The sequence below is a fragment of the Pseudomonas sp. ADAK13 genome, assembly GCF_012935715.1.
GTDB lineage: Bacteria > Pseudomonadota > Gammaproteobacteria > Pseudomonadales > Pseudomonadaceae > Aquipseudomonas.
This window is the reverse complement of the sequence record NZ_CP052860.1, coordinates 5,548,858-5,574,086: the sequence shown is the minus strand read 5'-3', so window position 1 is coordinate 5,574,086 and position 25,229 is coordinate 5,548,858. Positions and strand designations below refer to the sequence as shown.

The 25,229-nt window shown below is 61.7% G+C and carries 24 protein-coding genes; 16 read left to right on the top strand and 8 right to left on the bottom strand.

The genetic code is table 11. The features are described 5' to 3' along the window. The first annotated feature begins 8 nt into the window (after positions 1–8). The 6 genes from HKK54_RS25770 to HKK54_RS25745 all read left to right on the top strand — a co-directional run bounded on the left by HKK54_RS25770 (position 9) and on the right by HKK54_RS25745 (position 8,827). Positions 9–839 carry a carbohydrate ABC transporter permease gene (locus HKK54_RS25770; protein ID WP_003215312.1) on the top strand — a complete coding sequence of 277 codons (831 nt, stop codon included), beginning with the start codon at positions 9–11 and terminating at the stop codon, positions 837–839. Between the two features lie 43 nt (positions 840–882). Continuing rightward, a complete protein-coding gene (locus tag HKK54_RS25765) occupies positions 883–1,986 on the top strand; it encodes an ABC transporter ATP-binding protein (RefSeq protein WP_010169614.1) in 1,104 nt (367 codons plus the stop codon). Between the two features lie 17 nt (positions 1,987–2,003). Next, complete coding sequence (locus HKK54_RS25760; protein WP_169388275.1) at positions 2,004–3,485, top strand: mannitol dehydrogenase family protein; 1,482 nt, start codon at positions 2,004–2,006, stop codon at positions 3,483–3,485. Between the two features lie 150 nt (positions 3,486–3,635). Beyond that, positions 3,636–5,117: a xylulokinase gene (gene xylB / locus HKK54_RS25755; RefSeq protein WP_169388274.1), complete on the top strand. Its 1,482-nt coding sequence runs from the start codon at positions 3,636–3,638 to the stop codon at positions 5,115–5,117. 12 nt (positions 5,118–5,129) lie between these two features. After that, positions 5,130–6,068: a carbohydrate kinase family protein gene (locus tag HKK54_RS25750; RefSeq protein WP_169388273.1), complete on the top strand. Its 939-nt coding sequence runs from the start codon at positions 5,130–5,132 to the stop codon at positions 6,066–6,068. Positions 6,069–6,223: 155 nt separating this feature from the next. Further along, positions 6,224–8,827, top strand: coding sequence for an autotransporter family protein (locus HKK54_RS25745; RefSeq protein ID WP_169388272.1), 2,604 nt, complete (start codon positions 6,224–6,226; stop codon positions 8,825–8,827). Here HKK54_RS25745 and aqpZ read toward each other — a convergent pair. After that, a complete protein-coding gene (gene aqpZ, locus HKK54_RS25740) occupies positions 8,817–9,521 on the bottom strand; it encodes an aquaporin Z (RefSeq protein WP_169388271.1) in 705 nt (234 codons plus the stop codon). The genes HKK54_RS25745 and aqpZ overlap by 11 nt on opposite strands. 278 nt (positions 9,522–9,799) lie before the next feature. On the opposite strand from aqpZ, the gene HKK54_RS25735 reads away from it, so the two are divergent. Then, positions 9,800–10,060 carry a DUF2790 domain-containing protein gene (locus HKK54_RS25735; protein ID WP_010169633.1) on the top strand — a complete coding sequence of 87 codons (261 nt, stop codon included), beginning with the start codon at positions 9,800–9,802 and terminating at the stop codon, positions 10,058–10,060. 80 nt (positions 10,061–10,140) lie between these two features. Here the strand turns inward: HKK54_RS25735 and HKK54_RS25730 are convergent, their stop codons facing one another. Next, positions 10,141–10,410 (bottom strand): DUF1652 domain-containing protein, encoded by a 270-nt coding sequence (locus HKK54_RS25730; protein ID WP_010169634.1) that lies wholly within the window; start codon positions 10,408–10,410, stop codon positions 10,141–10,143. Between the two features lie 516 nt (positions 10,411–10,926). Next, on the bottom strand, positions 10,927–11,946 hold the full coding sequence (ilvA, locus tag HKK54_RS25725; protein WP_169388270.1) for a threonine ammonia-lyase, biosynthetic: 1,020 nt from the start codon (positions 11,944–11,946) through the stop codon (positions 10,927–10,929). Between the two features lie 258 nt (positions 11,947–12,204). Here ilvA and HKK54_RS25720 point away from each other — a divergent pair, with 258 nt between their 5' ends. Together HKK54_RS25720 and map are read left to right on the top strand one after the other, a co-directional pair. After that, complete coding sequence (locus HKK54_RS25720; protein WP_010169638.1) at positions 12,205–12,408, top strand: ParD-like family protein; 204 nt, start codon at positions 12,205–12,207, stop codon at positions 12,406–12,408. Beyond that, positions 12,405–13,166, top strand: a complete 762-nt coding sequence (gene map / locus HKK54_RS25715) for a type I methionyl aminopeptidase (protein ID WP_169388269.1) — start codon at positions 12,405–12,407, stop codon at positions 13,164–13,166. Before HKK54_RS25720 ends, map begins: the two co-directional genes overlap by 4 nt. A gap of 133 nt (positions 13,167–13,299) precedes the next feature. On the opposite strand, the gene HKK54_RS25710 is transcribed toward map, so the two are convergent. Both HKK54_RS25710 and HKK54_RS25705 read right to left on the bottom strand, forming a co-directional pair. Further along, positions 13,300–14,241 (bottom strand): magnesium transporter CorA family protein, encoded by a 942-nt coding sequence (locus HKK54_RS25710; RefSeq protein WP_010169642.1) that lies wholly within the window; start codon positions 14,239–14,241, stop codon positions 13,300–13,302. Between the two features lie 6 nt (positions 14,242–14,247). After that, a complete protein-coding gene (locus HKK54_RS25705; protein WP_010169643.1) occupies positions 14,248–15,834 on the bottom strand; it encodes a RimK family protein in 1,587 nt (528 codons plus the stop codon). 94 nt (positions 15,835–15,928) lie between these two features. Between HKK54_RS25705 and HKK54_RS25700 the strand changes: the two genes are divergently transcribed. Further along, positions 15,929–17,029 (top strand): GNAT family N-acetyltransferase/peptidase C39 family protein, encoded by a 1,101-nt coding sequence (locus tag HKK54_RS25700; RefSeq protein WP_169388267.1) that lies wholly within the window; start codon positions 15,929–15,931, stop codon positions 17,027–17,029. Here HKK54_RS25700 and sfnG read toward each other — a convergent pair. Further along, the gene (sfnG, locus tag HKK54_RS25695; RefSeq protein WP_010169645.1) at positions 17,013–18,104 is read right to left on the bottom strand and encodes a dimethylsulfone monooxygenase SfnG; all 1,092 of its coding nucleotides are present in this window, start codon (positions 18,102–18,104) and stop codon (positions 17,013–17,015) included. The two genes, HKK54_RS25700 and sfnG, sit on opposite strands and share 17 nt — an antisense overlap. Before the next feature lie 263 nt (positions 18,105–18,367). Between sfnG and HKK54_RS25690 the strand changes: the two genes are divergently transcribed. After that, positions 18,368–19,603: an acyl-CoA dehydrogenase family protein gene (locus HKK54_RS25690; RefSeq protein ID WP_169388266.1), complete on the top strand. Its 1,236-nt coding sequence runs from the start codon at positions 18,368–18,370 to the stop codon at positions 19,601–19,603. Here the strand turns inward: HKK54_RS25690 and HKK54_RS25685 are convergent. Further along, positions 19,600–20,385: a sulfite exporter TauE/SafE family protein gene (locus HKK54_RS25685; RefSeq protein ID WP_169388265.1), complete on the bottom strand. Its 786-nt coding sequence runs from the start codon at positions 20,383–20,385 to the stop codon at positions 19,600–19,602. The genes HKK54_RS25690 and HKK54_RS25685 overlap by 4 nt on opposite strands. Positions 20,386–20,467: 82 nt before the next feature. Continuing rightward, entirely contained in the window at positions 20,468–21,247 is a 780-nt protein-coding gene (locus HKK54_RS25680) for a class I SAM-dependent methyltransferase (protein WP_169388264.1), read from the bottom strand. A 136-nt stretch (positions 21,248–21,383) separates the two neighbouring features. Between HKK54_RS25680 and HKK54_RS25675 the strand changes: the two genes are divergently transcribed. From HKK54_RS25675 to HKK54_RS25655, 5 genes are all read left to right on the top strand, one after another. Next, a complete protein-coding gene (locus HKK54_RS25675; RefSeq protein ID WP_169388263.1) occupies positions 21,384–21,905 on the top strand; it encodes a DUF3455 domain-containing protein in 522 nt (173 codons plus the stop codon). Between the two features lie 71 nt (positions 21,906–21,976). Beyond that, positions 21,977–22,504 (top strand): sigma-70 family RNA polymerase sigma factor, encoded by a 528-nt coding sequence (locus tag HKK54_RS25670; protein WP_169388262.1) that lies wholly within the window; start codon positions 21,977–21,979, stop codon positions 22,502–22,504. Then, a complete protein-coding gene (locus tag HKK54_RS25665) occupies positions 22,501–23,184 on the top strand; it encodes an anti-sigma factor (protein WP_169388261.1) in 684 nt (227 codons plus the stop codon). Before HKK54_RS25670 ends, HKK54_RS25665 begins: the two co-directional genes overlap by 4 nt. Positions 23,185–23,298: 114 nt before the next feature. Then, positions 23,299–24,552: a chloride channel protein gene (locus HKK54_RS25660; protein ID WP_169388260.1), complete on the top strand. Its 1,254-nt coding sequence runs from the start codon at positions 23,299–23,301 to the stop codon at positions 24,550–24,552. 87 nt (positions 24,553–24,639) lie between these two features. Further along, the gene (locus HKK54_RS25655; RefSeq protein WP_169388259.1) at positions 24,640–25,194 is read left to right on the top strand and encodes a UPF0149 family protein; all 555 of its coding nucleotides are present in this window, start codon (positions 24,640–24,642) and stop codon (positions 25,192–25,194) included. Positions 25,195–25,229: the final 35 nt, after the last annotated feature.

Genomic DNA, 25,229 nt, shown 5'->3' with positions numbered 1-25,229 from the left:
GCCGCGCCATGACGCTCCAACAATCCCGCCGCCTGCAAAGCGTGTTGCTCGGCACCCTGGCCTGGGCCATCGCGATCCTGATTTTCTTCCCGATCTTCTGGATGGTGCTGACCAGCTTCAAGACCGAAATCGATGCGTTCGCCACCCCGCCGCAGTTCATCTTCACGCCGACGCTGGAGAACTACCTGCACATCAACGAGCGCAGCAACTACTTCAGCTACGCCTGGAACTCGGTGCTGATTTCCTTCAGCGCCACCGCCCTGTGCCTGCTGATCTCGGTGCCGGCCGCCTACTCCATGGCCTTCTACGAGACCAAGCGCACCAAGGGCACGCTGCTGTGGATGCTCTCCACCAAGATGCTGCCGCCGGTGGGCGTGCTGATGCCGATCTACCTGCTGGCCAAGAGCTTCGGCCTGCTGGACACGCGCATTGCGCTGATCATCATCTACACCCTGATCAACCTGCCGATCGTGGTCTGGATGGTTTACACCTACTTCAAGGACATCCCGAAAGACATCCTCGAAGCCGCCCGCCTGGACGGCGCCACCCTGTGGCAGGAAATGGTCCGGGTACTGCTGCCGATCGCCAAGGGCGGCCTGGCGTCCACGGTGTTGCTGTCGCTGATCCTGTGCTGGAACGAAGCGTTCTGGTCACTGAACCTGACCTCGTCCAACGCCGCGCCGCTGACCGCATTGATCGCCTCGTACTCCAGCCCCGAAGGCTTGTTCTGGGCCAAATTGTCTGCCGTGTCGACCCTGGCCTGTGCGCCGATCCTGATCTTTGGCTGGATCAGCCAGAAACAGCTGGTCCGCGGTTTGTCCTTCGGCGCCGTGAAATAACGGCACCTTCAAACAACAACGAATTTAGAAGCGGAGGCCCATCATGGCCAACCTGAAAATCAAGAATCTGCAAAAAGGCTTCGAAGGTTTCTCCATCATCAAGGGCATCGACCTTGAGGTGAACGACAAGGAATTCGTGGTGTTCGTCGGCCCGTCGGGCTGCGGCAAATCGACCCTGCTGCGCTTGATTGCGGGCCTGGAAGAAGTCACCGAAGGCACCATCGAGCTGGATGGCCGCGACATCACCGAAGTCACCCCGGCCAAGCGCGACCTGGCGATGGTGTTCCAGACCTACGCCCTGTACCCGCATATGAGCGTGCGCAAGAACATGTCGTTTGCCCTGGACCTGGCAGGCGTCGACAAGAAGATTGTCGAGAGCAAGGTCAACGAAGCGGCGCGCATCCTGGAGCTGGGCCCGTTGCTGGAGCGCAAGCCCAAGCAGTTGTCCGGCGGCCAGCGCCAGCGTGTCGCCATTGGCCGCGCGATTGTGCGCAACCCGAAGATCTTCCTTTTCGACGAGCCGCTGTCCAACCTCGATGCCGCCCTGCGCGTGCAAATGCGCCTGGAGCTGTCGCGCCTGCACAAAGAGCTGCAAGCCACCATGATCTACGTGACCCACGACCAGGTCGAAGCCATGACCCTGGCCGACAAGGTGGTCGTGCTGAACAGCGGCCGCGTGGAACAGGTGGGCTCGCCGCTGGAGCTGTATCACCAGCCGGCCAACCTGTTTGTCGCAGGCTTTCTGGGTACACCGAAAATGGGTTTCCTCAAAGGCAAGGTCACCCGCGTTGACGCGCAGGGTTGCGAAGTCGAACTGGATGCCGGTGGGCGCATCAGCCTGCCCCTGAGCAGCGCGACCTTGAGTGTCGGCAGTGCGGTGACCCTGGGCATTCGCCCGGAGCACCTGGAAATCGCCTCGCCGGGGCAAGCCACCCTGACCGTCACCGCCGACGTCGGCGAGCGCCTGGGCAGCGACACCTTCTGCCACGTCATCACCGCCAGCAAAGAGCCGCTGACCCTGCGTATCCGGGGCGACATGGCCAGCCAATACGGCGAAACCCTGCAGCTGTACCTGGACCCGACCCAATGCCATCTGTTCGACGCTGACGGCGTTGCCGTGGCCCGCCCCCTGCGCGCCGCCGCCTGATTTCGCGAGACTTACCCATGAAACTGAACAAGCAAAACCTCACGCAACTGGCCCCTGAAGTGCAGTTGCCAACCTATGCGATCGCCGATACCCGCCAGGGCATCGCGCACATTGGCGTGGGTGGGTTCCACCGCGCCCACCAGGCGTATTACACCGATGCACTGATGAACACCGGCACCGGCCTGGACTGGAGCATTTGCGGGGTCGGCCTGCGTGCCGAAGACCGCAAGGCCCGGGATGACCTGGCCGGCCAGGACTATCTGTTCACCCTGTATGAACTGGGCGACACCGACGACACCGAAGTGCGGGTTATCGGCTCCATCAGCGACATGCTGCTGGCCGAAGACGGTGCCCAGGCGCTGATCGACAAACTGGCCAGCCCGGAAATCCGCATCGTCTCGCTGACCATCACCGAAGGCGGCTACTGCATCGACGACAGCAACGGCGAGTTCATGGCCAACCTGCCGCAGATCCAGCACGACCTGGCCAACCCGGGCTCGCCGAAAACCGTGTTCGGGTTTATCTGCGCCGCGTTGACCCAGCGCCGTGCCGCCGGGGTTGCGGCCTTTACCGTAATGTCCTGCGATAACCTGCCCCACAACGGCGCCGTCACCCGCAAAGCCTTGCTGGCCTTTGCCGCGCTGCATAACCCTGACCTGCATGAGTGGATCAAGGCCAACGTGAGCTTCCCGAATGCCATGGTCGACCGCATCACGCCGATGACCAGCACCGCGCACCGCCTGCAACTGCACGATGAGCACGGCATCGACGACGCCTGGCCGGTGGTCTGCGAACCGTTCGTGCAATGGGTGCTGGAAGACAAGTTCGTCAACGGTCGCCCGGCGTGGGAGACGGTGGGCGTGCAATTCACCGATGACGTCACACCGTACGAAGAAATGAAGATCGGCCTGCTCAACGGCAGCCACCTGGCGCTGACGTACCTGGGCTTTCTGAAGGGCTATCGCTTCGTCCACGAGACCATGAACGATCCGCTGTTCGTGGCGTATATGCGCGCCTACATGGACCTGGACGTCACGCCGAACCTGGCGCCGGTGCCGGGCATCGACCTGACCGAGTACAAGCAGACTCTGGTGGACCGCTTCTCCAACCAGGCGATTGCAGACCAGCTGGAGCGCGTGTGTTCCGATGGGTCCTCGAAGTTTCCCAAGTTCACCGTACCCACCATCAACCGCCTGATTGCCGATGGCCGCGAGACCGAGCGCGCCGCGCTGGTGGTGGCGGCGTGGGCGTTGTACTTGAAAGGCGTGGATGAGAATGGCGTGATCTACCGGATTCCGGATCCCCGTGCCGACTTTTGCCAGGGGCTGGTGACGGATGATGCGCTGATCAGCCAGCGACTGCTGGGGGTGGAAGAGATTTTTGGTACGACTATTCCCAACTCACCTGCGTTTGTGGCAGCGTTTGAGCGGTGTTTCGAGAGCCTGCAGGATGTGGGTGTGAGCAAAACGCTGGAGCGGCTGCTCGCCAATATCCACTGACGGAACCGAATCAAAATGTGGGAGCTGGCTTGCCTGCGATAACGGTGTATCAGCTACATGGTTGCTGGCTGAAGGACCGCCATCGCAGGCAAGCCAGCTCCCACGTTGATCGCATTCTCACTCCAAAAACAACACTGCTGAGCGACGATCATGACCCAGCAAAACCTCTACCTCGGCATCGACTGCGGCACCCAGGGCACCAAGGCGATCGTCCTCGACGCCGCCAGCGGCAAAGTCCTGGGCCTGGGCGCTGCCAGCCACACCCTGATCAGCGGCGCCAACGGGCGCCGCGAACAGCACACCCAGGAATGGTTGGACGCGTTCACCGAAGCCACCCACCGCGCCTTGCAACAGGCCGGTGTGGACGGCCAGGACATCCTCGCCATCGGCGTCTCCGGCCAGCAACACGGCCTGGTGCTGCTGGATGACCAGGGCCAGGTACTGCGCCCGGCCAAGCTGTGGTGCGACACCGAAACCGCGCCGGAAAACGATCGCCTGCTGCAGCATCTGGGCGGCGAAAGCGGCTCCCTGGAGCGCCTCGGCGTGGCCATCGCACCCGGCTATACCGTGTCCAAGCTGTTGTGGACCCGCGAACAGCACCCGGAGATTTTCGCGCGCATCGCCCATGTCCTGCTGCCCCACGATTACCTCAACTACTGGCTCACCGGCCGCGCCTGCGCCGAGTACGGCGATGCCTCGGGCACCGGTTATTTCAACGTGCGCACCCGGGAATGGGACCTGGCGCTGTTGCACCACATCGACCCCGAAGGGCGCCTTGAAGCCGCGCTGCCCGAGTTGGTCGAGGCCAACCAGCCAGTGGGCATCATCCTGCCAGCCATCGCCGAGCGCCTGGGCATCAACCCGAATGCGCAGGTGTCCAGTGGTGGCGGCGACAACATGATGGGCGCTATCGGCACCGGCAATATCGCCCCCGGCGTGATCACCATGAGCCTGGGTTCATCCGGCACCGTGTATGCCTTTGCCGATCGGGCCAACGTAAGCCCCCAGGCGTCGGTGGCGACGTTCTGCTCGTCCAGCGGCGGCTGGCTGCCATTGATCTGCACCATGAACCTGACCAATGCCACCGGGGTCATCCGCGAACTGTTCGACCTCGACCTGGCGGCTTTCAACGCCCTGGTGGCCGAGGCCCCGATTGGCGCCGACGGCGTGAGCATGCTGCCGTTCCTCAACGGCGAACGGGTGCCCGCCCTGCCCCACGCCACCGGCAGCCTGCACGGTCTGACCATGACCAACCTGACCCGCGCCAACCTGTGCCGCGCGGTGGTCGAAGGCACCACCTTCGGCCTGCGCTACGGCCTGGACCTGCTGCGCCAGACCGGCCTGCAAAGCCAGAGCATCCGGCTGATCGGCGGCGGCTCGAAAAGCCCGGTGTGGCGCCAGATGGTTGCCGATATCATGAACACCGAAGTCATCTGCACCGAACAGAGCGAAGCCGCTGCCCTGGGCGCGGCGATCCAGGCGGCGTGGTGCCAGTCGGGTGAGGGCCTGGCGCAATTGTGCGAGCGCTGCGTCAGCGTCGACGCGGCCAGCCGTACGCTGCCGGATGCCGGCAGCGTCAGCGCCTACCAGCAAGCTTATGAGCGTTATCAACAGCACGTGGCATCCCTTTAAGAGCGAACGAATATGTATTTGGTATGTGGCGAAGCGCTGTTTGATTTTTTCAGCGAGGACGATGCCAGCGGCAAGGCGTCGAGGGTCAATTACAAGGCAATCGCTGGCGGCTCGCCGTTCAACGTTGCCGTCGGTTTGCGTCGCCTGGGCATCGATGCGGGCTTTTTCGCCGGTATCTCCGACGACTACCTGGGCCGACGCCTGTTGCAGGTGCTCAAGGACGAAGGCGTGCGCGAGGATTTCCTGCTGGAGTTCGCCGCACCCACCACCCTGGCAATGGTCGCCGTGGGGGCCAATGGCTCACCCCAGTACAGCTTTCGCGGTGAGGATTGCGCCGACCGCCAGCTGCAACTTGAACACCTGCCGGTTCTGGGCGACGAGGTGCGTGGCGTGCACATCGGATCGTTCTCACTGGTGGTGCAGCCGATTGGCGACACCTTGCTGGCCCTGGTCCGCCGGGAAAGTGGCAAGCGCCTGATCAGCCTCGACCCCAACGTGCGCCTTAACCCGCAGCCGAACATTGAGCTGTGGCGCGAGCGGGTGGCCGAGTTGGTCAAGCACGCCGACCTGATCAAGGTCAGCGACGAAGACCTGCACCTGCTCTACCCTGGCCAGGCACCGGAAAGCATTCTGCAAGGCTGGTTGCAGCACCGTTGCCAGTTGGTCTTCCTGACCCGTGGCGGCGACGGCGCAACCGTGTTCAGCCGTCAGCATGGCAGTTGGTCCGCGCCCGCCGTCAAGGTGGTGATGGCCGATACCGTAGGGGCCGGGGACACTTTCCAGGCCGCCTTGATTGCCTGGCTCACGGAACACCAACTGGACTCCGTCGAGGGCCTGCAACAGCTGTCCCGCGAGCAGATCAGCGGCATGCTCACCTTTGCCATCCGCGCGGCGGCGCTGACCTGCAGCAAGACCGGCCCGGACTTGCCCTACCGTCATCAGCTGGACTGAAAAGCGTCCCGCAAAAACCAATGTGCCATCATGAAAGCCACGTATTACGTGGCTTTCAGCCCTGCTGCCACCGGTCCAAAAAACCTGCACTGTGTCAAAAACTGTACTAGACCGAAAGGCACGTGCAGTTTTTATAACAAAAGCAGGACAGATCCATGGGCAATAGACGGACCTTTCGCAATCGCGCCGTTTTGACTGTCGGCATCCTCTCACTGCATTACATCACGCCCCAACAATCCCACGCGGCTTGCGTGCTCACCCCGGGCCCGGGCAACGACACCTATACCTGCGACAGCGGCAGCAGCGCCGGCCTCACCGACCTGCTGGGCAACAACACCCTGATTCTTCCGGCAGGCGGCTCCGGCACCATCAATGGCGGCGTCACCTTTGGCGCAGGCCGGGACGCGGTGCAAATCCGCTCGGGGCTGATTACCGGCGCGGTCCAGCAAGGCGCCGGCATCGACGATTTCGTGATGAGTGGCGGGCAGATCCAGTCCCTTGCCCAGGGCGATGGCCGTGACACCTTTTTCATGAGCGGCGGCACCATCGTCGGCGCGTTTGAAGACGGCGACGTCGCGCAACAGACCGGTGGCACCATCGGCCGGGTCGACATGAAGCTGGACAACAACATTTATGACATGTCCGGCGGGGCGATCCTCGGCAACCTGGTGACCGGTTTCGGCACCGACACCATCATCGTTTCCGGCGGTTCCATTGGCGGCAATATCAGCACCAGCGGCGGTGATGACAGCATTAGCGTGAGTGGCGGCGTGATCAATGGCGAGATCCGCGCCAGTGTCGGCAATGACACCTTCAATTGGGTCAATGGCGGCCAGATCAAATCGGCCGTGTTGATGGGCGATGGCAACGACACCGCCCTGCTCAGTGGGCTCAACGAAACCCTGCTCGGCACCACGCCCTCGATTGACGGCGGCCTGGGCAACGACCAGTTGACCTTCGACAACACCACGTCCAGCACCGCCGCGCGTTATATCGGTTGGGAGACGGTGAACCTCAACAACAACTCGCGGTTTGACCTCGCCGGGGACTTTTTCCTCGGCGACAGTGCCAGCAATACCGGCACGTTCAATATTGACGGCAGCAGCACGCTGGGCGTGACCCAAGGCAGTATCCGCCCCTACACCGCAGGCGCGCTGGCGACCCTCAATAACGCTGGCACCCTCGACATGACCAGCCGCAGCAACAGCGCCACGGATACGTTGACGGTGTATGGCAATTACGTCGGCAACAATGGCCAGCTGTGGCTGCAGTCGGTGCTCGGTGACGACAGCTCCGCCAGCGACAAGCTGGTGGTGTCTGACGGGACCATCAGCGGCCATACGCAAATGACCGTGAGCAACCTGGGAGGCCTGGGCGGCCTCACGCAAAACAACGGGATCGAGGTGGTGCAGGCCCTCAACGGCGCCACCAGCAGCACCGACGCCTTTGCCCTGAAAGGCTCGGTGTCGGCCGGGGCCTATGAATACCTGCTGTTCAAGGGTGGCGTCACCGCAGGCACGGAAAACAACTGGTACCTGCGCTCGTCAGTGGTCGCCGTGCAACCACCAGCGGTTCCCCCGGTACCGCCGACGCCTCCGGTGGTGGTGCCGGTGCCTCCCATCCCGCCCGTGCCGCCGGTGGTTACCCCGGATGAACCACCAGTCGAACCGCCGACATCACAGCCCGTCGCACCGGTCGAGCCCCCTGCTCCGCCGCCCAGCCAGGTCGCGGCGGCCAACTCGCCCGAGTCGGCGGCGAGCAATCCGGTGTTGCCAACCGCCATCGCTGGCGCCGAGGCGATCCCGCTGTATCGCCTCGAAGTGCCGGTGTACTCGGTCGTCGTCCCGGCCGCTCAATTAATGACGCTGCAAGCCCTGGGCACCTTCCATGACCGCCAGGGCGAACAGAGCCTGCTCGGCGAGACCGGAGCCGTACCCGCAGGCTGGGGCCGCGCCTATGGCAGTGACTTCAACAAAAGCTGGACCGGCACGGTGTCGCCGAGTTTCGACGGTTCCATCAAAGGCTATCAGGTGGGCCATGACCTCTACGGCTCCGAGACCAGCGGCGGCCAGACTCAACGCTTCGGCCTGTTCATCGGCCAAAGCCGCCTGCAAGGTGACATCAAAGGCTTCGCGATGGGGTTTGAAGACACCCGCTCCGGACGAGTGAAGCTGGATGGCGATAACTTCGGTGCCTACTGGACTCTGACAGACCCCAAAGGCTGGTACGTGGATCTGGTCGCCATGGGCACGCGCTTTGACGGTGACAGCAAATCCGAGCGTGACGTGAAGATCGACAACAAGGGCCATGCACTGGCGTTGTCGGCCGAGGCCGGTTATCCCATTGCCGTGTCCGATCACTGGGTGGTGGAACCGCAGGTGCAGGTGATCAACCAACACATAGATATGGACAGCCAGCACGACGGCATTTCCAAGGTCTCATTCGACTCCCAGGACTACTGGACCGGCCGCCTGGGTGCACGCCTGAAGGGGCGTTACCTGGTGCAGAACACTCCCATCGAGCCGTATGTGCGAGTCAACGCCTGGCGCACCTTTGGCGGCAGCGACACGGTGACCTACGACGATGTCGATCGGATTAAAACCGATCACAAGTCATCCACTGCCGACCTGGGCGTAGGGGTTGTCGCCAAGTTGTCGTCCACCGTCAGCGTGTACCTGGCGGCGGACTACAACACCCAACTGGACAGCAATGCGTTTGAAGGCGTCAGCGGCAATGCCGGGGTGCGGGTCAGTTGGTAGGGGCGGACTCTTTCGGGCAGGTCACTGCCCGGGCGACGATGGCACCCACCACAGCCCCGACGATAGGAGCGACCCAGAACATCCACAACTGCATGACGTACTCGCCCCCGGCAAACAACGCCGGCCCGGTGCTGCGTGCCGGGTTGACCGAGGTGTTGGTCACAGGAATGGCCACCAGGTGGATCAGGGTCAGGGTCAGGCCAATCGCAATCGGCGCAAACCCCGCAGCCGAACCGGGACCGGTGACGCGCATGATGATGAACACAAAAAAGAACGTCGCCACTGCCTCAACCACCAGCGCAGCCAGCAAGCTGTATTGCCCCGGGCTCAACTGGCCATAACCGTTGGCGGCGAAAGCGCCCATTTCGAAGCCTGGCCGACCGCTGGCAATCAGCGCCAACACGGCGGCAGCGACAATTGCGCCCGCGACCTGGGCAATGATGTACGGCACCACATCGACGCCCGGCACGCGGCGGCCGACCCACAGGCCGATGGTCACCGCCGGGTTGAAGTGCGCGCCCGAAATGCCGCCCACCGCGTATGCCATGGTCAGCACCGTAAGGCCAAAGGCCAGGGCCACACCGGCAAAACCAATACCCAACTCCGGAAACGCCGCGGCGAGTATCGCGCTGCCACAGCCACCGAACGTCAGCCAGAACGTACCCAAAAACTCTGCTGCGATTTTCTTTTGCAAACCCTACTCCACCTGATGCCAACGCCATCCGATTGATGGACCCGGTGGCGACGGTAGCAAGAGGGATTAACCGGCTCGTATCAGACTTTTCCGGTTAATGGAGCGACATGGCTAACGCATAGAAGATGAAGCTTTTGTCAGTAAAGCCTCAATTAATCCATGGTTAATCCGCCGGGACGAGAGTTGAATCGACCGCACTCGCACGGCTCCGGCCGTTGCCCAGGGCGGCCGCGGCTTATCACGTTGATAGGCCCGCGAACGACTTGCGGAGAAACACCATGAAACTGCGTACGTTAATGCTCGGTGGCGCCTTTGCCCTGACAGCTGTAACAGGGATGGCGCAGGCTGATACAGCCCCTGTCATCACGCCCTATCACTACGGCGAGAAGATGGATGTGCAGAAGGTACTTGCCATGCACGAAACCGATACCAATGTCTGCAAAGTGATCAACGCTGATATCAAGTACCTGGACAGTGCCGGGAAAGTCCAGGACGTGAGCTATCGCAAAATGTCGGAAGCCTGTGACTTCCAGAACTGATCCAGAGGCAGCCAATAGTGGGCCTGGCGTTTATCCAGGCCCGCAAGTCTTCACTGACTGAAACTCGGCCTTGCGTTTATTTAATAGAAGGGACGCGCTCCGGCTCTCTTGAGTGCCGGGGTATGGGTGTGCTTGAGGTCTTCGCGCAACTCGGTAATCAAGTTGCAGATCGCCCGACTGCTGTCGAGCTTGTTGGCGCAAATGCCGGTGACCACCAGGTCTACCCGGTCATGGTCGATCTCGTGATAAACCTTGACCGTCAGCGAGGCGTCTGAGGCCTTGGTGACTTCACAACGTTTAGGCAGGAAACTTCCTTCAATAATGCCGCGTAGTTCCAGATCCGAAAGCATGGCCGACCTCTCCTTTTATGAGATTGCCAATCGATTGTTATCAATATTCCTACTGCCGGCGTCCGCGGTGACACGTTCGCCTTTTGCGCCTTACCAGCCCTGGAAGGCGGCTTCACTTACCCAGCCTACTAGGCTCGTTCGAAACGCGTTGGATCCTTTCCTCATAAGCGACAGCGTTACTTATATAAGTTACGTGGCAGACCGCCATTAACCCATTCGTTCGAGGTGTTGGCGGCCGTGCTTGTTGCTCATTTAGAGTTGTAACAAGATCTTATTAAGCATTAAATTAAGCATTAAACATGCCGCCGGGCGCACCCGGTGGCGTCCCAGCAAAATCAAGGCTTGCGGATAAAAAACATCCCGCGGTTTCATGCATCCTGCAAGAAGCTCCATTGGGCTTCATGCAAATTGAAAGGCTGCGATTTATAAGTGCCTGCACCGCACTTTTGCCCGCCTTTTAAAGGGCTATCCAAACGAGTGACCAGCACTCAATTAAACATTCGTTAGGTTAAACGTTTAACCCTCCTGCGCCGCCACTCGTTCTGCAACATGTCGCAAACTATCGAAGTTGATATTGGCTCCCGAATTGATCGCCACCCATGTTTGGCCCTGGATACCGGTCTTCGCGACATGCTTGCAGATACCGGCCACGGCCAGCGCGCCGGAAGGCTCGGTGATCGAGCGGGTATCGTCGTAGATCAGCTTGATGGCGCTGCACAGTTCGTCATTGCTGACGGTGATCACCTCATCAACGTGGTGCCGACAGATTTCAAAACCGTAGGCGCCGATCTGGGCGACGGCGGTGCCATCGGCAAAGCTGTCGACACTCGGCAACACCACACGCTCGCCGGCACGCAAGGCCGCCAGCAGGCAACTGGAGCCTTCGGGCTCGACACCGATGATGCGCACTTCCGGGCGCAGGTATTTGACGTAGGCGGCGATGCCCGCGATCAGGCCGCCACCGCCCACCGGAACAAAGATCGCGTCCAGCGCGCCCTGCTGCTGGCGCAATATTTCCATGGCCACGGTGCCCTGCCCGGCAATCACCTCCGGGTCGTCAAATGGCGAGACAAAGGTGCTGCCCGTGGCCTCAGCCAACTGCAACGCATGGGCCAATGCAAAGGGAAAACTTTCCCCGTGCAACACCGCCTCGCCGCCTCGGGAACGCACACCCAGTACTTTCAGCTCCGGGGTGCTGCACGGCATGACGATGGTCGCCTTGATCCCCAGTTCCCGAGCGGCCAGCGCGACGCCCTGGGCATGATTGCCTGCCGAGGCGGTGACCACGCCCCGGGCTTTCTGCTCGGCGCTGAGCTGCACCAGCTTGTTGTAGGCGCCGCGAATCTTGAAGGAAAAGGTCGGTTGCAGGTCCTCACGCTTGAGCAGGATCTGATTGCCCAGCAGCGCCGACAGCGCTGGCGCCGCCTGCAACGGCGTGCGCACCGCCAGGTCGTAGACCGGGGCAGCGAGGATCTTCTTCACGTAGTGCTCAAGCAGCCCCGAATCGTGGGTGTGGCGCGCCGGGCGGGTACTCATGGATGTCTCCTGGGTGTTTACAGGGCCCTGGAGACGGAAAAACAAAACCCGCCTCTAGGGCGGGTTTGGGTACAGCCGTGCGCTATCCCGCCAAATGAGGAATGGCGGTAATAATGCTTGGCTGGCAACGAAAGGTTTGAAATGTCATGAATCAAAATTAACCGGGGCCACCGGGCAAGTCAATGGCGAAACGTCAGGCTTTACTCTAAGCATACGAAACGTATACGCTTTGTATATCCACTCTGCACAGTGAAGCTCATGGGCATCGTCAAGATCACCGACCAATTGCACGAACAACTCCGCCTGGCCAGCGCCACCATGGACCGTTCCATCAACGCCCAGGCCGAGTTCTGGATCAAGATCGGCCTGCTTGCGGAACTCAATCCGCACCTGGCCTATAACGACCTGATCAACAAACTGCTGCTGGACAAGCCAGACCTCATCCGGGGGCGCAGCCAATGATCAAGACCGCTGACCAACTCGTGCTCATGCGCGAAGCCGGCCGCCTGTTGGCCAAGGTATTCACCCTGCTCGATGGCTATGTCGCCGCTGGCCAGTCGACGCTTGAGATCGACAGCGCCGTGGAAGCGTTCATTCGTAACGACCTGCAGTCACGGCCGGCGAGTCTGGGCCAGTACGACTACCCCTTCTGCATCAACACCTCGATCAACGAGGTGGTGTGCCACGGCATGCCGAGTGCCAAGGACGTGCTCAAGGACGGCGATATCGTCAACATCGACATCACCCTGGAGAAAGGCGGCTATATCGCCGACTCCAGCAAGATGTACATGATTGGCAACGTCGCGCCCAAGGCCCGGCGCCTGGTGGAAATGACCTTTGAAGCCATGTGGGCCGGCATCCGCCAGGTCAAGCCCGGCGCACGCCTGGGGGATATCGGCTACGCCATCCAGAGCCATGCCCAGAGCAACGGCTTCAGCGTGGTGCGCGAATACTGCGGGCACGGCATTGGCCGCGAGATGCACGAAGACCCGCAGATCCTGCACTTCGGCCGCCCCGGTACCGGGATGGAACTGCGCGAAGGCATGGTGTTTACCATTGAGCCGATGCTCAACCAGGGCAGCGCCAAGGTGCGCAGCCTGAAGGATGGCTGGACGGTGGTGACGCGGGATAACAGTCTGTCGGCGCAGTGGGAACATACCGTGGCGGTGACGCGGGACGGGTTTGAGGTGTTGACGTTGCAAAATTCGGCTGACACCTGACCTTGGGCAGATGGGCCGTTGTGGTGAGGGGGCTTGTCCCCCGTTGGAGTGCGCAGCGCTCCCGATTTACGGGGCTGCTGCGCAGCCCAACGGGGGACAAGCCCCCTCACCACAAATAACTTCCCGAATAGAGTCACACCGCCTTGTCGCCATTCCCCGCAATCCGCTTCAACCCCAACACCATCAGCCCCGCCCCCAAGCCCATCGCCGCCATAAACAACGGATAGGAAATCCACCACGGCGTGCCCGCCGTCATCATGCTGAACTCCGACATCCCGCCCACGCTGGCGATCAGGTTCAACGGCAGGAACACCACGTTGATCAACGTCAGCTTGCGCAGCAGGTTATTCATGCTGTTGTTCATCAGGTTGCCCCGGGCATCGATCAGCCCGGAGAACACGTTGGAGTAAATCTCCGCCTGCTTGTAGCACTGGTTGTTCTCGATGATCAGGTCATCGATCAGGCCCAGTGTTTCAGCGCTGAAATGTTCCTTCTCCCCATGGTTGCGCAGGCGCGTCAGCACCGCGCCGTTGCTGTGCAGGGCGTTGATGTAATAGATCAGGCTTTCGCTGAGGTTGAACATCTGCATCAGGTGGCGGTTGCTCATCGACGCGTTGAACTGCTGCTGCAATTCCCTGGCGACCATCTTGATCACCTTGAGGTGGCCCAGGTAGTGATGGATGTTGTTGAGCAGCAGGTCCAGCAACACATCCAGCGGCGTGCGCAATGGCCGGCGCGCCCCCAGCCCGGAAAGCTGGCTGTCGTCGGTGGCGATCACCAGCAGTTGGTCCCCGGAAAACAGCAAGCCGCAGGACGACACTTCAAACACCAGGTTGCCGCCGCCGGAGTAGTTCTCCGGGCGCTTCCAGATCAGGAACAGGTTATCGGGGTGGAACTCGATGCGGGACACTTCGTCCGGGTCCAGCGCCGAGGCCAGGGCATGTTCATCGAGCTTGTAGCAGTCGCGCAGGTACTTGCGCTCGTGGGGGTCCGGATTGCTGAACAGCAGTACATTCGCGTCATCCCCCAGGCTGTTGTACAACTTGCCATCGGCTAATTCAAAGCGCTGCATCATCGCGCGTCACCACACCTGGCCTTGACGCTTCAGCTCCAGGCGTCGCACAAACTCCTCCAGTACCAGGGAATACAAATCGTCTTGCAGGTAGGCGTCTTCGATGCCGGCGTCCATGTTGGGGTTGTCGTTGACCTCGATCACCACCACTTTGTCGCCGGACTGCTTGAGGTCCACGCCGTACAGGCCGTCGCCGATCAGGTTGGCGGTTTTGACCGCCAGTTCCACCACGGCCTTGGGCGCCTCGTGGACCGCCAGCGTGCGGCACTCGCCGTTGATGTCCTGGCCGATGGCCTTGTGGTTGTAGATCTGCCAATGGCCCTTGGACATGAAGTACTGGCAGGCAAAGATCGGTTTGCGGTTGAGAACGCCGATGCGCCAGTCGTACTCGGTGTAGAAAAATTCCTGGGCCAGCAACAACACAGAATGCTCGAACAGTTCGGCGGTGGCCGTCAGCAGCGCTTGCTGGCTTTCGACCTTGATTACGCCGCGGGAGAAACACCCGTCGGGGATCTTCAATACCAGCGGGAAGCCAAGGCGTTCGCCCACCCGTTCGAAATCTTCGGGTCGCTCCTTGTAGAGAATTTCCGTGGCGGGCATGCCCAGTTGGTGGCTTTTAAGCAGGTCGGTGAGGTAGACCTTGTTGGTGCAGCGCAGGATCGACGCCGGGTCGTCCATCACTACCAGCCCTTCGCTCTCGGCCTTTTTGGCGAAGCGGTAGGTGTGGTTGTCAACGCTGGTGGTCTCGCGGATCAGCAAGGCGTCGTATTCGGCCAGGCGGGCGTAGTCCTTGCGCTCGATCAGTTCCACATCGATGCCCAGCCCCTTGCCGACCCGTACGAAATTTTCCAGGGCGCGGGCGTTGGACGGCGGCAATTGTTCCTGCGGATCGTGCAGGATTGCCAGGTCATAGCGGGCCAACCGTCGGGAGCGCGGTTGACGCCAGATCTTGCGGCTGAAGTTATCCAGCGCATTTGCAAATTGATCTTCCTGGTCATCGCGTAACTTGTGCAATACGCCCGACTTGATGCCTTCGATGTGCCAGCCGTTATTCTTGCGGAACTCAACTAACAGGATCGGACAGGGAAACGCTTCAAACAACTGGCGGGCCAAATCCTGCAAGGGTTCAATATTGGTTCGGCCAAAATAAAGTGTCAGGGTAAAGCCTTCGGTGTTGCTGTAGAGATGATGACTCAAGGCTTTATCGAGGGTTTTATCCAGGTCATCCAGGGCCAGGCCGTAGAGGGATTTCCTGGTCAGTTCGCTGATGGTGCGCACCGACGGAATCACCTTGTGCCCCCGCGCCTCGGCCAGCAGCGAGCAGTAGTAGCCGTGGCCCAGGTACTTGTAGCTGCGGCACAGGTTGATCACCTGCACCCGCTTGCCCGTCTCGTTTTCCCGGGTTTGCTCAAGGTATTCCTGGGCGGTGACGATGTCTTCGCTGGGGAAGTACGACGCCCAGTCTTCCTTGCGTTCGACAATGATCACGACTTGACTTGCACTCTTGGGAGGGCTGGAAAAATAACCGCTGGAAGTTATTGTCGCCGCCACTGTTTGCTCGGATACTTCACGCCAATGACCTTGTACCGCTGACATATTGATTGATCCGCTTTAGAGAACTAGACCTTTTCTATTAAGCACGATCTTTTAGAGAAGTCCCGTTTCGTTACGCAACTTTTACGGCGGTCACATGGCTCTTTCCTTTCGCGTTGCAACACCCGATGACGTGCCTGCATTGGTGGCATTGGAACAGCACTGTTTCACCACGGACCGGCTCTCCACCCGCAGCTTCCAGTGGATGGTCAGCCGCGCCCACGGGCACCTGTTGGTGGCAGAAAACGGCGGCGATTTGCTCGGCTACGCCCTGGTGCTGTTCCACCGGGGCACCTCCCTGGCGCGCCTGTATTCCATCGCCATCGCCGAGTCCTCACGCGGCCTGGGGTTGGGCAAGCAATTGCTGACGCGCATTGAAGCATGCGCCGTGGAACATGACTGCGCCTACCTGCGCCTGGAGGTGCGCACCGACAACCCCGGCGCCATTGCCCTGTACGAGCGCAATGGCTACCGGCGCTTTGCCTTGATCAACGACTATTACGAAGACCACGCCCCTGCCCTGCGCCTGGAAAAACGCATCCTCCAGCACCAGGACGCGCGGGCCTTGAGCGTGCCCTATTACCAGCAGACCACCGACTTCACCTGTGGCGCCGCGAGCCTGCTGATGGCTATGGGCGCCCTGGAACCTGCGTGTGTGGCCCAGCGCCGCGAAGAACTGCAGATCTGGCGCGAGGCAACCACCGTATTCATGACTGCTGGCCATGGCGGTTGCAGCCCGCAAGGCCTGGCACTGGCCGCCTGGCGCCGGGGCTTTCGGGTGCGCATGCAGGTGAATGTGCGCGGGCCGTTATTTCTCGATGGTGTTCGCGACCAGCATAAAAAAGACGTCATGCGCCTGGTGCATGAGGCCTTCGAGGAAGAGTTGGCATTGAGTGATGTTGAGCAAGTGCTCGGCGGCCCGCTGGATTTGCCCCAGGTGCTGCGCGACGGCGGGCAGCCGCTGGTGCTGATCAGCAGCTACCGACTGACCCGCTCCAAGTCGCCCCACTGGGTGATCGTCACCGACTGCGACGAAGACTTTGTGTACCTGCACGACCCGGACGTCGACCACAGCCAGCATCGCCACCCCATGGACTGCCAGCATTTGCCGGTCAGCCATGGGGAGTTCGAGCGAATGTGCCGTTTCGGCAACAGCAAATTGCGCGCGGCGGTGGTGGTGTTCAGGCGACTTGCCTGATCCCGGCCTTGGCTTCCAGTTCGCGCACCAGCGGCAGCACGCGCTGGCCGAAGTACTCGACTTCTTCCTGGAAGTGCAGGAAGCCGGCCAGTACCAGGTCCACGCCCACGGCCTTCAAGGCGACGATGCGCTCGGCGATCTGTTGCGGGGTGCCGATCAGGTTGGTCTTGAAGCCGTCGTTGTATTGCACCAGGTCTTCAAAGGTGGACTTGGCCCAGTTGCCCTCGCCTTCCGGTGAAGCCTTGCCTGCCTGTTTCGCCGCGTCGCCAAACGCATTCACGGCTTCCGGGTCGGCCTGCTCGATGATTTGCGCGAGCACGGCGCGGGCTTCTTCCTCGGTGTCGCGGGCGATCACAAACGCATTGACGCCGACTTTCACCGAGTGATTGTTGGCCGCCGCCTTGGCACGAATATCATCGACCTGGGCCTTGATGCCTTCCGGGGTGTTGCCATTGGTGAAGTACCAATCCGATACCCGCGCCGCCATGTCCCGCGCCGCCCGCGAACTGCCGCCCTGGAAGATTTCCGGGTGCGGTTCGCCCAGAGGTTTCGGTTTGAGGCTGTAGTTGTTGAAGCGGTAGAAGTCGCCCTTGAAGGTGAAATTGTCCTGGGTCCAGATGCCTTTCAGGGCGCGGATGAATTCCTCAGAACGCCGATAACGCTCGTCGTGCTCCAGCCAGTGTTCGCCGATGGCCTGGAACTCGCCCTTGAACCAGCCGCTGACGATATTCACCGCAACGCGGCCATTGGTGAGTTGGTCGATGGTTGCCAATTGCTTGGCCGCCAGGGCCGGTTGCCATGGCCCAGGCAGGATCGCCGCAATCACCTTGAGTTTGGTGGTGGCCGCCAGCAACGCATGGCTGAACGCGACGGACTCATGCTGGTATTCGGCGCCGTAACCGGCAGTGAAACGAATCTGCGTGAGGGCGTATTCAAAGCCGGCTTCTTCGGCCAGTTGCGCCAGCTTGCGGTTGTAGTCGATGCCCCAATGGGTGCGCTGTTCGATCTTGCTGACCACCAGCCCTCCGCTGACGTTGGGCACCCAGTAGGCAAATTTGACGGCTTGCTGACTCATTGGACTGTACCTCGCGGATTGGCATGTACGAGGTGTGGAGCAGCAAGTGTGCCAGTGACCGTGAGAGGCCCGCGCGACAGGCCTCCGAGCCCGGAAACAGACGAAAAGCAGCCTGCTCCGAGCTGTCACCGATTGCAGCGGTTTGTCGATTTGCTGTTGCAGGGCCAACAGTTGAATCGGCACCCACCCCGTAAATACGCGCCTTCGCGCCCGGCATGGACCGTGCAATAGCTCACCTATCTCACTGCCCAGGAACCGTCCCCATGACCGAACATCACGTGATCAATCCGCTGTCCACCGGCGTCGATTATCAAGCCTTGGCCGAGCGCTTCCGGCCGATTTTCCAGCGCATCGCCGAGGGTGCCGTAGAGCGCGAACACACCCGCGCCCTGCCCCATGAGCCCATCCAGTGGCTCAAGCAAGCAGGCTTCGGTGCCGTGCGTGTGCCGGTGGAATACGGTGGCGGCGGCGCCTCGCTGCCGCAGTTGTTTGAACTGCTGATCGAGCTGGCCGAAGCCGACTCCAACGTGCCCCAGGCCCTGCGCGGGCATTTCGCGTTTGCCGAAGACCGCCTGAACGCCGCCCCCGGCGCAGCGCGGGACATCTGGTTCAAGCGCTTTGTCGACGGCGACATCGTCGGCTGTGCCTGGACCGAAATCGGCAGCGTGGCCATCGGCGACGTCGTCACCAAGGTCAGTCCGGACGGCGATAAATGGAAACTCAACGGTGAAAAGTTCTACAGCACCGGCAGCCTGTTTTCCGACTGGATCGACGTGTACGCCCAACGCAGCGACACCGGTGGCGACGTGATTGCTGCCACCCGCACCCGTCAGCCTGGCGTGGTGCAAAGTGATGACTGGGACGGCTTTGGCCAACGCACCACCGGCAGCGGCACCTCACGCTTTACCGATGCGGTCGTGGAGGCTGAAAACGTCATCGACTTTGCCACCCGCTTCAAATACCAGACCGCGTTCTACCAACTGGTGCTGCTCGCCACCCTGGCCGGCATCGGCCGCGCGGCCCTCAAGGATGTGGCGCATCAGGTACGCAGCCGCAAGCGTATCTACAGCCACGGCAACGCGGCCCATGTGAGCCAGGATGCGCAGATTCAGCAGGTGGTGGGTGAAGTCGCGGCGCTGGTGTATGCCGCCGAAGCCAGTGCACTGAAGGCTACCCTCCCGGCGCAACAGGCTTACGTGGCAAGGTTCGGCGGGGATGACGCGGTGGAGCGCGAAGCCAATGTGGCCGCTGAAATCGAATCAGCCACGGCGCAGGTGGTGGTCTCGGAACTGATCCAGCGCGCCACCACTGAACTGTTCAACGCGCTGGGCGCCTCAGATGTGCGCCAGGGCAAAGCCCTCGACCGGCACTGGCGCAACGCCCGCACGGTGTCGTCCCACAACCCGGTGATCTACAAGGCGCGAATCGTTGGCGACTGGGTGATCAACGGCACCGAGCCGCCGTTTGTGTGGCAGATCGGCAATGGCCCGGCGCGTTAAAACGCCAGCTTGAAGCCAATCATCACCAGCATGAACGCCAGGCAAGGACGCAGTATCCCGTCCGGAACCTTGCCGGCCATGTGGCTGCCGACGTAAATCCCCGGCAGCGATCCCAGCAACAGGAAGCCCAGCAGCGTCCAGTCCATGTTGCCCATGCTCGCGTGGCCGAGGCCCGCGACCAGGGTCAGCGGCACGGCGTGGGCGATCTCCGTGCCCACCAGGCGCTTGGTGGCCAGGAACGGGTACAGGATAAACAGCGCCACGGTGCCCAGGGCGCCGGCGCCGATGGAGGTCAGGGCCACCATGGTGCCGAGGATCGCGCCGGTGATGATGGTCAGTGCATTGAGGTTGCGCGGCGCCATCTTGTAGTCGTCGCCGGCATGCCGCTGGGCGAAGGCCAACAGCTTGCTCTTGAACAGGATTGCCGTGGCCGTCAGCAGCAACACCACGCCCAGGGACTGCTTGATCACCGCGTTCAGGGCGGCGGGATCAGTGTCCAGGCTCTTGAGGAACCACAAGGTCAGCAACACGGCAGGCACACTGCCCAGGGTCAGCCAGCCGGTGATGGTCCAGTCGATGTTGCGATTCTTGCTGTGAACCAGCACCCCACCGGACTTGGTGATGGCGGCGTACAACAGGTCGGTGCCCACGGCGGTGGCCGGGTTGATGCCGAACCACAGCAGGATCGGCGTCATCAACGAACCACCGCCTACACCGGTCATTCCCACGATAAATCCAACAATCAGGCCAGCAATCGAGAAACCAAAATTACCTACATCCATTACCACTACCTGCGGCCTTATAAAATTCTGGCCGCAGCATAGCGATTTTTCTTATAACTACTTATATCAAAACGATCTGACTTTATGCATTTTTTGCCAGTCGCTGGCTGCGATAGGCCTGAGTCTGGTACGGGAATGCCACCGTCTCACGGCCGCGCAACGCTGGATGCGTGTTGATCAGCGACTGCAACTGCTCAGTGACAAGCGCCTTTTCCGCCGGCGGCAATGCGGCGATAAAGCTCACCGAAAGGAAGCGATCCATGATCACTTCCTGGGGGCTGCCGACATGGCTGTAAGGGAAGCAGGTCATTTCGGGGGCGGAAAAATACTCGCCGGTGAACGCCTCGCGCCAACGCCCGGTGTGAAAACGCGGGGTGTCGCCCTCGTAGGGCGTGATGATTTCGGTGATCGCCGCGACCCAGTCCACGGATTCGTCCCGCACGTTCCAGATCAAACCCAGCCGGCCTTCCGGCTTCAGCACCCGGTGAATTTCCGCCAGCGCGGCGGGCGTGGAGAACCAGTGAAACGCCTGGGCGCACACCAGCGCATCGGCAGTGGCCGCTTCAAGAGGAATGGCCTCGGCGGTGCCTGACAGCAGGCGCACATCGGGCAGCTGTTTCTTCAACTGCGCGCCCATCGCCTCTACCGGCTCGACCGCGATCAACGTCGGCGCCACGCTGCTGAGCAGCCGAGTGAACTTGCCGGTGCCGGCGCCCAGGTCGATGACCGTGGAGTGCGGGTTGATCTGCAGGGCGTCGGTGAGCCAGCCCGTGAGTTGTCGTGGGTAGTCCGGCCGGCCTTGGGCGTACGTGACGGCCTGGGTAGAGAATCCCTGTTGAGCAGACTTGTGAACACCGGTCATCGTCAATCTCTCCTCTGGTAGTGCGGGGGCCACAGTGTGCGCCCTTGCCGATTTATTTTCTAATCGCTGCATCCGTTTGCGCGTGTCGCGGGTAGTACCGGTAGCAGCGCCTTGCTGCCCTTATGGAGAGACACCCATGAACGCCAAAGCCTTGTTCTGCCTGACTTGCCTGCTCGCCGCTGCACCGGGCGCCTTTGCCCAGACCGGTTTACCCGACAGCATCAAAGTGCCGGACGGTCACAAGGTGGCAATGGAAACCACCGGGGTCGGCGAAATCACCTATGAATGCCGAGACAAGGCCAACGCAGCCGGCCAGACCGAATGGTTCTTTGTCGGGCCCAAGGCCGTGCTCAATGACCGGAGCGGCCAGCAGGTCGGCAGCTACTTCGGCCCGCCCGCCACCTGGCAGGCCAAGGACGGTTCGAAAGTCACTGGTACGCAGTTGGCCGTTGCGCCGTCCAGCCCCGGCAACCTGCCCTATCAACTGGTCAAGGCCAACCCCGCCGAAGGCAAGGGCGCGATGAGTGGTGTCGCGTACATTCAACGGGTAGCCCTCAAGGGCGGCGTGGCGCCGAGCACCGAATGCACGACGGCCAACAAGGGCAAGCAGGAAGTGGTGAAGTACCAGGCCGACTACATCTTCTGGGCGGCCAACTGACCAAAGTCGTCTACGCTGCTGCGAAAGCGCCCCGGGCTCACCACCGGGGCATCCACCTGGAAGCCTTGTCCTTGCCTGACGCCGTTTTTGACTATGAAACCTGCCTGCTGGCCTGCGCCCGGGGCGAACAACCGGCCTTGCGCCGCCTGTATCAGCAGGAAAGCAGCCGGCTGCTCGGGGTCGCGTTGCGCATCGTGCGCGACAAGGCCGTGGCCGAAGACATCGTGCATGACGCCTTTATCAAGATCTGGAACGGTGCTGCCGGTTTCGACCCGCAAAAAGGCTCGGCCCGTGGCTGGGTGTACAGCGTGACCCGGCACCTGGCGCTTAACGCCGTGCGCAGTACTGGCCGCGAAGTGCCCCTTGGCGAAGAACATGAAACGGGCGAGCACACCGACACCTTCGAGTATCAGGCACGCTCGGGGCGAATCTACAGCTGCCTCGAACAACTGGACCCGGCCCGCCGCAACTGCATCCTGCATGCGTATGTAGACGGTTATTCCCACAGCGAAATCGCGCACAGACTCGGCACCCCGCTGGGCACCGTGAAAGCGTGGATCAAACGCAGCCTCGCGGCATTGCGTGAGTGCATGGCATGAACAGCATCGACGAACTGGCCAGCGAATACGTGCTGGGCACCCTGCCCGCCGAGCAACGCGCCGAGGTAGAAGAACGTCTGGCAACCGACGCCGCGTTGCGTAGCGCGGTGGACGCCTGGGAACAGCGTTTGCTGCCGTTGACCGAACAGGTCGAGCCCGAGACACCTTCGGTGTATTTATGGCGACGCATCGAGCGCAGCCTGGGGCATTCAGCCCTTCAGAACTCGACGGTCTCGTGGTGGAACAGGCTGGCCCTGTGGCGTGGGCTGGCGGGGGCAGGCATCGCGGCGAGCCTTGTTCTGGCGACGCTGCTGCTGACCCGTACGGCGGCCATCAACCCGACCGCCTATGTGGTGGTACTGGTCGCCCCGCAAAACCAGGCACCGGGCTGGGTGATTCAGGCGAGTCATGATCAGGCAATCCAGCTGATTCCCCTGGGCATCATGGAAGTACCGGCAGACAAGACCTTGCAGTTCTGGACCAAGGGCGAAGACTGGCAAGGCCCGGTGTCGCTGGGGTTGGTCAAGCCGGGACAATCGCTGTCGGTGCCCCTCGACAAACTGCCGCCGCTGGCCCCCAACCAGTTGTTTGAGCTGACCCTGGAAAACCCCGGCGGATCAAAAACCGGCAAGCCGACAGGTCCGATTCAGGCAATCGGCCGGGCCGTTAAAGTAATCTGAACGTAATGCAATGTTGTGGAACGCCCGTTCGCGTATTTGCATTACACCTCGGGGCTATAACGTCATCATTGCGCTATAGAATCGGCGTCGAAAACCCGGCTCACTGGACCCTCCATGCCCTCAAAGACCCGTTCGCTGCTGATTCTCGCCCTCGTTGTCATCTTCACCGGCATCGGTGCCGGCCTGGGCGGCATGCTCCTGGCGTTGCTGCTGCATGGCATCCAGCACCTGGCGTACGGTTACAGCCTCGACAGCCTGATCAGCCATGAAACCTTTTTGCTCGGCGTCACCGCCGCCTCGCCTGAGCGCCGGGTGTGGGTGCTGATCACCTGCGGCCTGGTGGCGGGCGTGGGCTGGTGGCTGATCTACCGCTATGGCCGCCCGTTGGTGAGCATCAAGCAAGCGGTCTCGGCGGACGCGCCGATCATGCCACCCAAGACCACCCTCGCCCACGCCGTGCTGCAAATCATCACCGTGGCCCTCGGCTCGCCCCTGGGCCGTGAAGTGGCGCCCCGGGAAGTCGGCGCGCTGGCGGCCACCTGGTTATCACAGCGGGCACGCCTGGCGCCCGACATGCACCGGTTGATCGTTGCCTGCGGCGCGGGCGCCGGGTTGGCGGCGGTGTACAACGTGCCGCTGGGGGGCGCGGTGTTTGTGCTCGAAGTGCTGGTGGGTGTGTTCAGTTGGCCGGCGGCGGTAATTGCGTTGGCCACCTCGGCCATCGGCGCCTCGGTAGCCTGGATCGGCCTGGGGGCGGAGTCGCAATACGTGGTGCCGCACTTCGTGCTCAGCCCTGGCTTGATCGCCTGGGCGCTGGCCTGCGGGCCGGTGTTTGGGCTGGCCGCCTACGGCTTCACCCGCCTGACCGGCACTGCCCGCAACCATGCTGCCCGGGGCTGGCACCTGCCAGTGCTGTCGCTGATCAACTTCACCATCATCGGTGGCCTGGCGATTTTCCTGCCGCAAATCCTCGGCAACGGCAAGGGCCCGGCGCAGTTGGGCTTCGACAATGAGCTGACCATCGGCCTCGCCGCCGTGCTGCTGGTGGTCAAGGTGCTGATCACCGCCAGCAGCCTGCGGGCCGGTGCCGAAGGCGGTTTGCTGACCCCGGCGCTGGCCAACGGCGCCTTGCTGGCGATCATCCTCGGCGGCGCCTGGAGCCTGCTGTGGCCCGGCGTGCCGCTGGGGGCGTTCGCGATCATTGGCGCGGCGGCGTTCCTGGCATCGAGCATGAGCATGCCGTTGACGGCGATCGTGCTGGTGGCGGAATTCACCCGCATCGACCATGACTTCCTGGTGCCGATCATCCTCGCGGTCGCGGGTTCGATGTGCATGAGCAAGCTGTGCGTCATGTGGGAAAAGCGTTGAAGAAGCTGGATTAAAACCCCGACACGCGCCATCCTCCGCGCTTTAAGCCGCCCCATCAGCGGCGTTCCACGCACAAAGGATATGCCCATGCACGACCAACCCCTCGCTCCCGCCGATTTCGAGTTCATCGACGAAACCCTGCTCAAGTACGGCGACGACCATTCGGTGCTGAACCTGGCCGAGCTCGACGGCTACTTCACCGCCCTGGTTTCCAGCCCCGCGCAGGTGGATGTGGCCGAATGGTTCCCCGGCATCTTTGGTGGGCAGAACCCGGATTGGGAAAGCCCGGAAGAAGCCAAGCGGTTTCTTGAACTGTGCGTGCGCCATATGAACGCTATCGCCACGCAACTGGCGACCGACGCCCAGGGTTTCAAGGCACGTTTCGAAGAAACCGAGCATCAGGACCAGCCACTGACCCTGGCGGAAGAATGGTGCTTTGGTTATATCCGTGGCGCCGCTATTGGCAACTGGCCAGAGCTGCCTGCCGAACAGGCCGGGCAGTTTGAGAAAATTTCCTGGTGTGCCGAGCAGGACAACTTTGAACTGCCGGCAGACCTGGATGTAAATGCCCATCAGCAACGGGTCGCCGCGATTGAACCGGCGGCCCGTGCGTTGCACGATTACTGGTTGGCCCAGCGCTGATTAAACGCAACACCTGTGGTGAGGGAGCTTGCTCC